This window comes from Luteimonas lutimaris (assembly GCF_039537065.1).
GTDB lineage: Bacteria > Pseudomonadota > Gammaproteobacteria > Xanthomonadales > Xanthomonadaceae > Luteimonas > Luteimonas lutimaris.
The window spans coordinates 295,471-304,898 of the sequence record NZ_BAAAZU010000031.1 but is presented as its reverse complement, the minus strand read 5'-3'; the positions used below and the strand labels follow the sequence as shown (position 1 = coordinate 304,898).

The 9,428-nt window shown below is 71.0% G+C and carries 8 protein-coding genes, 1 other RNA gene and 1 pseudogene; 6 read left to right on the top strand and 4 right to left on the bottom strand.

The window, feature by feature from the left end; all coding sequences use genetic code 11:
* Positions 1–34 precede the first annotated feature (34 nt).
* From ABD679_RS15120 to ABD679_RS15105, 4 genes are read right to left on the bottom strand one after another with little or no spacing between them, the layout of a single operon-like run.
* A complete protein-coding gene (locus ABD679_RS15120; protein ID WP_344760838.1) occupies positions 35–649 on the bottom strand; it encodes a uracil-DNA glycosylase family protein in 615 nt (204 codons plus the stop codon).
* Positions 646–2,034 (bottom strand): FAD-binding oxidoreductase, encoded by a 1,389-nt coding sequence (locus ABD679_RS15115; RefSeq protein ID WP_425561915.1) that lies wholly within the window; start codon positions 2,032–2,034, stop codon positions 646–648. The genes ABD679_RS15120 and ABD679_RS15115 overlap by 4 nt, the downstream gene beginning before the upstream one ends.
* Before the next feature lie 22 nt (positions 2,035–2,056).
* Positions 2,057–2,425: a YraN family protein gene (locus ABD679_RS15110; RefSeq protein WP_344760837.1), complete on the bottom strand. Its 369-nt coding sequence runs from the start codon at positions 2,423–2,425 to the stop codon at positions 2,057–2,059.
* Positions 2,422–3,609, bottom strand: coding sequence for a penicillin-binding protein activator (locus ABD679_RS15105; RefSeq protein WP_344760836.1), 1,188 nt, complete (start codon positions 3,607–3,609; stop codon positions 2,422–2,424). Before ABD679_RS15105 ends, ABD679_RS15110 begins: the two co-directional genes overlap by 4 nt.
* A 124-nt stretch (positions 3,610–3,733) precedes the next feature.
* On the opposite strand from ABD679_RS15105, the gene rsmI reads away from it, so the two are divergent.
* The 6 genes and pseudogenes from rsmI to ABD679_RS15075 all read left to right on the top strand — a co-directional run.
* Positions 3,734–4,573, top strand: a complete 840-nt coding sequence (gene rsmI, locus ABD679_RS15100) for a 16S rRNA (cytidine(1402)-2'-O)-methyltransferase (protein ID WP_344760835.1) — start codon at positions 3,734–3,736, stop codon at positions 4,571–4,573.
* Positions 4,574–4,761: 188 nt separating this feature from the next.
* Positions 4,762–5,177, top strand: an RNA gene (rnpB, locus tag ABD679_RS15095) — RNase P RNA component class A.
* A gap of 625 nt (positions 5,178–5,802) precedes the next feature.
* Complete coding sequence (gene mraZ, locus ABD679_RS15090) at positions 5,803–6,249, top strand: division/cell wall cluster transcriptional repressor MraZ (protein WP_344760834.1); 447 nt, start codon at positions 5,803–5,805, stop codon at positions 6,247–6,249.
* A 56-nt stretch (positions 6,250–6,305) separates the two neighbouring features.
* Positions 6,306–7,355, top strand: a complete 1,050-nt coding sequence (rsmH, locus tag ABD679_RS15085) for a 16S rRNA (cytosine(1402)-N(4))-methyltransferase RsmH (RefSeq protein WP_344760833.1) — start codon at positions 6,306–6,308, stop codon at positions 7,353–7,355.
* On the top strand, positions 7,352–7,615 hold the full coding sequence (gene ftsL / locus ABD679_RS15080) for a cell division protein FtsL (protein WP_344760832.1): 264 nt from the start codon (positions 7,352–7,354) through the stop codon (positions 7,613–7,615). Before rsmH ends, ftsL begins: the two co-directional genes overlap by 4 nt.
* 71 nt (positions 7,616–7,686) lie before the next feature.
* Positions 7,687–9,420: pseudogene (locus ABD679_RS15075) on the top strand (peptidoglycan D,D-transpeptidase FtsI family protein); the annotation flags it as partial.
* Positions 9,421–9,428: the final 8 nt, after the last annotated feature.

Genomic DNA, 9,428 nt, shown 5'->3' with positions numbered 1-9,428 from the left:
TTTCGTCGGTAAAGGGTCGCGGCTTCCGCCGCTCCTACCGGGGCGATGGTTGCGGCGGAGGCGTCCCCGCCAGCACCTCCCGCACCCGCTCCCGCAGCGTCGGCAGCACCTCGCCCTCGAACCACGGGTTGGCCTTGAACCAGCCGACGTTGCGCGGGCTCGGGTGCGGCAGCGGCAGCAGCGTGGGCATGTATTCGCGCCACGCGCGCACCGTTCCGGTGAGGCTCGCCTTGCGCCGTGGCCCAAGGAAATACGCCTGCGCGTACTGGCCGACCAGCAGGGTCAGGCGCACGTGCGGCAGCAGCGGCAGCAGCCGCGGGTGCCAGGTCGCGCGACACTCCGGCCGCGGCGGGGCGTCGCCGGAACCGGCCTTGCCCGGATAGCAGAAACCCATCGGCACGATGGCGACCCGTGCCGGGTCGTAGAAGGTGGCGTCGTCCATCTCCAGCCACTGCCGCAGGCGGCGGCCGCTGGCGTCGTTCCACGGGATGCCGGTCTCGTGCACGCGCACGCCGGGCGCCTGCGAGGCGATCAGGATGCGCGCGGTGGCGCTGGCCTGCAGCACCGGGCGCGGGCCCAGCGGCAGGTGTGCTTCGCAGATGCGGCAGGCGCGGATTTCGCGCAGCAGCCGGTCGAGCGGGCCGCTCACGGCGGCAGCACCTTCCCGGGGTTGAGGATGCCGTCGGGGTCGAACGCCGCCTTCACCGCGCGCATCGCCGCCAGCGTTGGCGCGTCGAAGGCGTCGGCCATGAAGTCGCGCTTGGCCACGCCGATGCCGTGCTCGCCCGACAGCGTGCCGCCCAGCGACAGCGTCAATGCGAACAGCCGCGGCAGCGCTGCCTGCGCGCGCGCCGACTGCGCGGCGTCGTCGGGATCGAACAGGATGTTGGCGTGCAGGTTGCCGTTGCCGGCGTGGCCGAAGGCGACGATCGGCAGGTCGAATTCGCCCGCCAGTGCCTCGATGCCGGCGACCAGCGCGGGCAGGCGCGATACCGGCACCACCACGTCCTCGTTGATCTTGCCCGCGGCGATCGTGCGCAGCGCCGGCGACAGCGCCTTGCGCGCGGCCCACAGTGTTTCGTTGGCGGCCGGGTCGGTCGCCGTGGCAAGTTCCAACAGGCCGTCGCCGCGCGCGGCGCGCTCCAGCGCGCCGGCCACGTGCGGCAGGGTGTCGTCGTCGCCGTCGGCCTCGATCATCAGCAGCGCGCCGGCGTCGGCGATGTCGGCGCCGCCGACTTCGCGCACCAGTCGGATGCAGGCCGCGTCCATGAACTCCAGCATCGACGGCGTCGCCGGCTGCGCCATGATCCGCGCCACCGCGGCACCGGCGCTGGTGACGTCCGTGTACGTCGCGCGCAGGCTGGCGCGGCGCGTGGGCAGCGGCGCGAGCTTCAGCGTCGCCTCGACGATCAGCGCCAGCGTGCCTTCGCTGCCGACCAGCAGCTGCGCGAGGTTGTAACCGGTCGCGTCCTTGGTGGTGTTGCTGCCGACGCGGATCACCTCGCCGCGGCCGGTCACGGCGACCAGCCCGAGCACGTTGTCGCGCGTGGCGCCGTATTTCACCGCGTGCGGGCCGCCGGCGTTGCAGGCGAGGTTGCCGCCGACCGTGCACTTGTCGGCGCTGGCCGGGTCGGGCGGCCAGAACAGGGCGTGCGGCGCGAGCGCGCGCTGCAGGTCGCCGTTGGACACGCCCGGTTCGACCACGACCTGGCGGTCGTCGCCGCGGATCTCCACGATGCGCGCCATGCGTTCGAACGACACCACCACGCCGCCCGCATACGGGATCGCCGCGCCGGTGCTGCTGGTGCCGGCGCCACGCGCCACGATCGGCACGCGGTGTTCGCGGCAGGCACGGACGATGGCGACCACGTCGTCGACGCTGCGCGGCATGGCGACCGCGGCGGGCGTGGCCCAGCGCTTCGAACTGTCTTCGCCGTACTGGCGCAGTTCGCCGCCCGCCTGCCAGCCGTCGCCGAGCCGCGCGCGCAGCGCGGCGTCGAGCGGTTCGGGAATCGGCGTGTCCACGGCCGCCATTGTAGGCGCCGCGGCGTGCCGCTCAGTCGTCGGCGCGGAACGCGTCGCGCAGCCAGTCGAAGACGGGCGCGGCCGGATCGCCGCTGGCGTCGACCACGTCGAAGCGGCAGGGCACGTCCGCATACCGCCGGTGCGCGAGCAGGAACGCCTGCGCGGCCTTCACCAGCCGGTGCCGCTTGCGGGCATCCACCGAAGCCGCGCCGCCGCCGAAGCCGGCGCTGCGGCGATAGCGCACCTCGACGAACACCAGCGTGTCGCCGTCGAGCATCACCAGATCGAGTTCGCCGAAGCGGTAGTTCGCGTTCGCCGCTACCGCGCGCAGCCCCTCACCGAGCAGGAAATCGCGCGCGCCCGCCTCGACATCGGCGCCGCGCGCGCGGGCGTTGGTCAACCGCCGCTGCCCAGCGACACCACGTAGCCGTTGCTGAAGGTCGACCACTGCGGCGTGCGCAGCACGTTGCCTTCAGGACCGATGCGCAGGGTGCCGGTGGCGCCGGTCACCGAACCCTCGGGCGCCAGCGCCAGGTGCTGCAGGTAGGCGGTCAGCAGCCATGCGTCGTAGCCGAATGCGAACAGCTTGCCGGCCGCGCCGCGCGCGGTCGGCAGCGACTTCTGTGTCTCGGCTGCGTTGGGCAGGCCGTTCACCGGCACCAGCCCCCAGCGTTCGGTCGGGAACCGGATGCCGTCCAGCGCGCGGTCCTGCTCGGCCTTGCCGGTGCCCGAGAGCAGCTGCGAGGTCGCCACGCGCGGCTTGACCGACAGCCCCGCCGCGGCCAGCTGCGGCGCGATCGCGCGCGCCTGGTTGCCGCGCAGGGCGATGAACACCGCATCGATGCCGCCCTCGCCGGTGGCCGCGGCCTGCAGCAGCGACGTCATGTCGGCCGGCTCGTCGCTGACCACGGCCAGGGTCTGCACCACGCTGCCGCCCTGCGTGGCCAGCTGCGCGGTGAAGGCGTCGACACTGCGGCGCGCGTAATCGTCGCCGGAGCTGAGCACCAGCACGCGCCTTGCACCCAGCGTGGCGAGGTCGTCCGCGGCGCTGCTGCCCTCGTCCTCCGGCGCCAGCGAGAAACTCGCGCTGTTGAAAGGAGGTGCCACGGTGCCGCGGTTGAGCGCGAGCACCGGCACGCCCGGCTGCACGTTGCGGAACACCGCATCCACGCCGTCGCGGCCCAGCGGGCCGAGTACCTGGTCGGCACCGTCGGCCACGGCGCGGTTGTAGGCCGCGATCGCGCCGCCGCTGGCGTTGGCGGTGTCGTAGAAGCGGATCTCCGGGCGCGTGCGGCGCTCGCCGTAGTAGCCGGCCAGCAGGCCGTCGCGCACCGAGGCGGCGGCGGTCGCCAGGTCGCCGCTCAGCGGCAGCAGCACGGCCAGCTTCAGCGGCGGGCGGTAACCGTCGCGCTCGGCCGGCGGGCGGGCCGTGTCGTCGAACTGCCAGTGCGCGTTGCGCGCGGTGGTGTCTTCGGGCGTTTCGGCCGCCGGCGCGGACGACGGCACGACCCTCACGGTCGAGCAGCCGGCGGCGAGCGCGGCGAGCAGCGCGATGGCGAAGATCCGTTTCGATGAATGACGCATATGCCGGCCCGGAAGCGAGAACGGCTAGGATTCTACCGTTCCATCCGTGATCCCGGGGCCGGAAGCTGAAGCGGTCCCGACCATGCCGCGCCCGGTTGCCGGCGCCGATGCCAGAGGAAGGAAGATGCCAGTTCCAGTCCGCGACCAGGCCGCAGGCACCCTGCACGTGGTCGCCACGCCGATCGGCAACCTCGCCGACCTGTCGCCGCGCGCGCTCGATACCCTGCGCGCGGTGGCCGCGGTCTGCGCCGAGGACACCCGGCACACGCGCCAGCTGCTGGCGCACTTCGGCATCGAGCGGCCGCTGGTGGCCCTGCACGAGCACAACGAGGACGGCATGGCCGACCGCCTGGTCGCGCGGCTGCTGGCCGGCGAATCCCTGGCGCTGGTGTCCGACGCCGGCACGCCGCTGGTCAGCGATCCCGGCTTCCGCCTCGTCGGCGCCGCGCGCGCGGCCGGTGTGCGGGTCAGCCCGGTCCCCGGCGCCAGCGCGCTGGTGGCGGCGCTGAGCGTGGCCGGGCTGCCGAGCGACCGCTTCGTGTTCGAAGGCTTCCTGCCGGCGAAGGCGGGCGCGCGCCGCGCGCGCCTGGCCGCGCTGGCCGGCGAGCCACGCACGCTGCTGTTCTACGAGTCTTCGCACCGGATCGAGGAGATGCTGGCTGACTGCGTCGCCGCCTTCGGCGCCGAACGCCCGGCGGTGCTCGCGCGCGAACTGACCAAGCTGTTCGAGACCGTGCTCGGCGGCAGCCTCGCCGAGCTGCATGCCCGCGTCGCCGCCGACGCCAACCAGCGCAAGGGCGAGTTCGTGCTGCTGGTCCACGGCGCCGGCGAGGACGCCGACGCCCGCATCGCCGAAGGCCGGCGGGTCTACGCAAAGCTTGGCGAACACCTGCCGCCCTCGACCGCCGCGAAGCTGGCGGCCGAGATCACCGGCGCGCCGCGCAAGGCGCTGTATGGATCCTAGGGCCGGGATTTTCAGGGACCAAAGTCCTTTTCCCGCCTGCGGAATACCGGTCGACCGGCCCGTCTCCCGCTTGCGGGAGACGGTGCCCGGAGGGCGAATGAGGGTGCGGGCGCCGCGAGCGGCTCTTGATCTTCTCCCGCGCCGGCTGCGCCGCTACGGACGGGGTGACGTGAGACAATGGCCCTGGCGGAGTCGGCCAGACAGTCGCGTCATTCGCAAGAATGCCGAGGAAAGTCCGGGCTCCACAGGGCACGGTGCCAGGTAACGCCTGGGCGGCGCGAGCCGACGGAAAGTGCAACAGAAAGATACCGCCGAACGCTCCTGCCGTTTCGGGGCACTTGCCGGATGAATGTCCGGCCGGGTGTTCCCGGACCGCCGAAAGGCGGAGGCAGGAGGCGTGGCAAGGGTGAAATGGTGCGGTAAGAGCGCACCGCGAGCCTGGCAACAGGCCGGCACGGCAAACCCCACCGGGAGCAAGGCCAAATAGGGACCTCATGACGTTGCCCGCGTCGGGTCCGGGTAGGCTGCTTGAGCGTAGCGGTGACGCTGCGCCTAGAGGAATGACTGTCCAAGACAGGACCCGGCTTATCGGCCGGCTCCGCCACTTGAACTGCATCGGGAGTTGGCCCGAGGGACCTCATGACGTTGCCCGCGTCGGGTCCGGCCAGCACACCCCCTTGTTTGTCCCCCCCTGCGGAGGAGGCCCGTCGCGGCCATGGCCGCTCCCACAGGGTGCCCGCCCTTCCTCCCGCTTGCGGGCGAAGCAGAGGTGTAGCCGGCAGCAGATCCCGATGCGAGGGCGGGGCTGCCGGCCAGCTTTTCCCGGTAAGCGGCTCCTGGAGGAGTCCGGGCCACGGTCCGTCGCATAATCGGAACAATCGTGGGTAATTCGGCCTACTCTCAAGCAAAAACAGGATAATGCGCACTCGACCACCCCCAGCGACGATCCGGCAGCCGGGCTCCTTCAGCAATGTCGACGCCTCGTTCAGACTGGGACGGACGGCTCAATTCTCAATTTTTGAGACGAATCAGTTGCTTGTGGATAAAGCTTGAACAAGTCTCTCAAGAGTCTCGCAAGTCATTGACGCCATTGGCGAAAATCACGCACCAAAGCTGTTGACAACCCTCCGGGGCGCCCATAAGGTGGCGACTCGTGGGAAAACCGGGTAATTAGTGGTTTTCCCGTGCAGAAGTCCGCCCAAAGACGGACATGACCGGCCGGGGTTGCAGTGTTCCAGGGTGAGACCGCCATCACGATCGACGACAAGGGCCGGCTGGCAATCCCGACCGGCTACCGCGATGTCGTCGCGCGCGAATGCGGCAACCAGCTGGTCCTTACCTACAACCCCTTCGAGTCCGGCTGCCTGTACCTGTATCCGCAGCCGGTCTGGGAAGGCGTGCGCGACCAGGTCAACAAGCTGCCGCGGACCAAGAAGAACAGCCGCCTGCTGCAGCTGAAGCTGGTCGGCGCGGCGACCTTCGTCGAGCCCGACGGCAGCGGCCGCATCAACGTGCCGGCCAGCCACCGCAACGCGGTGGGCATCGAGAAGAAGGCCGTGCTGGTGGGCATGGGCGACAAGTTCGAGTTGTGGAGCGAGCAGGCGCACCTCGCGCAGATCAGGCAGACGCTGGGCGATGCCGATCTGGGCGAGGAAATGCTCGACCTGCAGCTGTGACGGGCGGTGGCGCGGACGCCCGGTCCGCCCACCTCCCTGTGTTGTTCGAGCAGGTCATGGACGGGCTGCGGGTGATGGAGGACGGAACGTATCTGGATGGCACGTTCGGGCGGGGCGGACATGCGCGTGGCGTGCTGCAACGCCTGGGCACCGGAGGCCGGCTGCTGCTGATGGACAAGGATCCCGAAGCGATCGCGGTTGCTGAACACGGGTTCGGCGCGGACCCGCGCGTGTCGATCCACCGCGGCAGCTTCACCGACCTCGCGCACTGGGACGCCGTCCGCGACGGCCTCGACGGGGTGCTGTTCGACCTCGGCGTCTCCTCGCCGCAGCTCGACGTCGCCGAGCGCGGCTTCAGCTTCGGCAAGGACGGCCCGCTCGACATGCGCATGGATCCCGACGCCGGCGAGAGCGCGGCGCAGTGGCTGGCACGCGCCGGCGAGGCCGAGATCGCCGACGTGCTGTGGACCTTCGGCGAGGAGCGCATGAGCCGTCGCATCGCCCGCGCCATCGTCGCGCGCCGCGCCGAGCAGCCGCTCACCCGCACCGCGCAGCTGGCCGAACTGATCGCCTCGGTGATGCCGCGGCCGAAGGCCGGGCGCCACGAGATCCACCCGGCCACGCGCTCGTTCCAGGCCATCCGCATCCACGTCAACCGCGAGCTGGCCGACCTCGAAGCCGGCCTCGACGCCGCGCATGCAGCGCTGCGGCCCGGCGGGCGGCTGGCGGTGATCAGCTTCCATTCGCTGGAAGACCGCATCGTCAAGCGCTTCATCGCCCGCCACGCCAAGGCGCCGGCCGGCAACCGCCGCCTGCCCGAGACCGATGCCTTCGAGCCGACCCTGCGCGCGATCGGCGCGGCGCGGAAGGGCGACGCCGCCGAGATCGCCGCCAATCCGCGCGCGCGCAGCGCGGTGCTGCGGGTGGCTGAGAAGCTGGGGGCGCCGGGACTCGGGACCCGGGACCCGGGACTCGAAGAACAACGGCGAGAAGGACAGCAGCGGCAACAGGGAAGAATCGGCGTCTGCTCCAGCCGGGTGGCCTCGCTTTTCCGAGTCCCGAGTCCCGCGTCCCGCGTCCCGCCCACGACGGAGCGGCGGCCATGACCCGCTTCATCGTCATCGTCCTGGTGATCGCCAACGTGGTCACCGCGATCGGCGTGGTCAATGCGCGCCATGAGCACCGGCAGCTGTTCGTGCAGCTGACGCGGCTGGAGCACGCGCGCGACGAGCTGAACATCGACTTCGGCCGGCTGCAGCTCGAACAGGCCACCTGGGCCGAGGCCAACCGCATCGACCAGATCGCGCGCACGCGGCTGGGGATGCAGTTCCCCGAGACCGCGGACATCGTGGTGATCCGGCAATGAAGGGCCGGGGATCGAGCATCGGAAGCCGGGAATCGCGGCAGCGCGAAGGCGGGTTCGCGCGCCTGTTCGGGATGTTCGGGTCGCGGGCCGCCAACGGCGAGCCGCGGCCTTCGCGGCGCAACCGCGCGCAGTTCAACCTGCGCGGGCGGCTGAAGCTGGTCGTGGGCACGCTCGCGCTGTGTGCGGTGGCGCTGGTGGGTCGCGCGGTCGACCTGCAGCTGGTCGACAACGCCTTCTACCAGAAGAAGGCCGAGGCGCGGATCCTGCGCGAGATCCCGATCCCGACCTCGCGCGGCATGATCACCGACCGCAACGGCGAGCCGCTGGCAGTGTCGACGCCGGTCGCTTCCCTGTGGGCCAACCCGCAGGAGCTGAGCAAGTATCCCGACCGCCTGCCGGAACTGGCCGAGGCCACCAACCTGCCGCTGGACTACCTGACGCGCTACGTCTCGCAGCGTGCGGAAAAGGAATTCATGTACATCCCGCGCCACCGCCGCATCAGCCCCGGCGCGGCGCGCAAGATCCTGGCGCTGGACATCCCCGGCGTGTTCTCGCAGCGCGAATACCGCCGCTTCTACCCGCAGGGCGAGGCGATGGCGCACATCCTCGGGTTCACCAACATCGACGACCAGGGCCAGGAAGGCGTCGAGCTGGCCTTCGACGACTGGCTGCGCGGCAAGCCCGGCGCGGAGAAGGTGATCCGCGACCGTCGCGGCCGCATCGTCGAGAACGTCGACCTGGTGCGCGCCGCGCAGCCGGGCAAGGACCTCACCCTCAGCATCGACCGCCGCATCCAGTACCTGACCTACCGCGAACTCAAGCGCGCGCTGCTCGAAAGCGGCGCCAGCAGCGCGTCGGCGGTGGTGCTCGACGTGCATACCGGCGAGGTGCTGGCGATGGCCAACCTGCCGTCGTTCAACCCCAACGCGGTCGAATCCGGCCAGCGCGAATCGCACCGCAACCGCGCGGTAACCGACCTGATCGAGCCGGGCTCGACGATGAAGCCGCTGACCGTCGCCGCCGCGCTCGAGGCCGGCGTGGTCACGCCCGACACGCTGATCGACACCAACCCCGGCTGGATGCCCAACGGCCGTTTCCGCACCACCGACACCAGCAACCACGGCGTGCTCACCGTCACCGGGGTGATCACCAAGAGTTCCAACGTCGGCGTGTCGAAGATCGTGGCGAAGCTGAGCGACCAGGACTTCTACGAGTTCCTGCGCCGCTTCGGCTACGGGCAGAGCACCGAAAGCGGCTTCCCGGGCGAGGCCGCGGGCCTGTTCCCGCCGCCGTCGCGCTGGTTCGGCACCACCAAGCAGACCATGTCCTATGGCTACGGCATTTCGGTGACGCCGCTGCAGATCGCGCACGCCTACGCCGCGCTGGCCAACGGCGGCCGGATGATCCAGCCGACCTTCGTCAAGGGCCAGCCGCAGGAAACCCGGCAGGTGCTCGACCCGACGATCGCGCACGAAGTGATGAAGATGATGCAGACGGTGACCGAGCCCGGCGGCACCGCCAAGGACGCCGCGATCCTGGGCTACCACGTCGCCGGCAAGACCGGCACCGCGCGCATCGCCAGCGGCGGTGGGTACTCGCGCCGCTACGCCGCGTTCTTCGCCGGCGTGGTGCCGGTCGACAACCCGCGCTTCTCGATGGCGGTGGTGGTGATGGACCCCGATCCCAGCCGCCGCGGCTACTACGGCGGCCGCGTGGCCGGCCCGGTGTTCCACAACGTCATGGAAGGCTCGCTGCGGCTGATGGACGTGCCGCCGGACGACATCGAGACCTGGCTTGCAGCGCAGGAAAAGGC

Excerpts from the sequence above, each read along its gene's own strand:
- ABD679_RS15115 (WP_425561915.1), bottom strand. The coding sequence starts at position 2,034 with ATGGCGGCCGTGGACACGCCGATTCCCGAACCGCTCGACGCCGCGCTG.
- ABD679_RS15105 (WP_344760836.1), bottom strand. The coding sequence starts at position 3,609 with ATGCGTCATTCATCGAAACGGATCTTCGCCATCGCGCTGCTCGCCGCG.
- rsmI (WP_344760835.1), top strand. The coding sequence starts at position 3,734 with ATGCCAGTTCCAGTCCGCGACCAGGCCGCAGGCACCCTGCACGTGGTC.
- rsmH (WP_344760833.1), top strand. The coding sequence starts at position 6,306 with ATGGACGGGCTGCGGGTGATGGAGGACGGAACGTATCTGGATGGCACG.
- ftsL (WP_344760832.1), top strand. The coding sequence starts at position 7,352 with ATGACCCGCTTCATCGTCATCGTCCTGGTGATCGCCAACGTGGTCACC.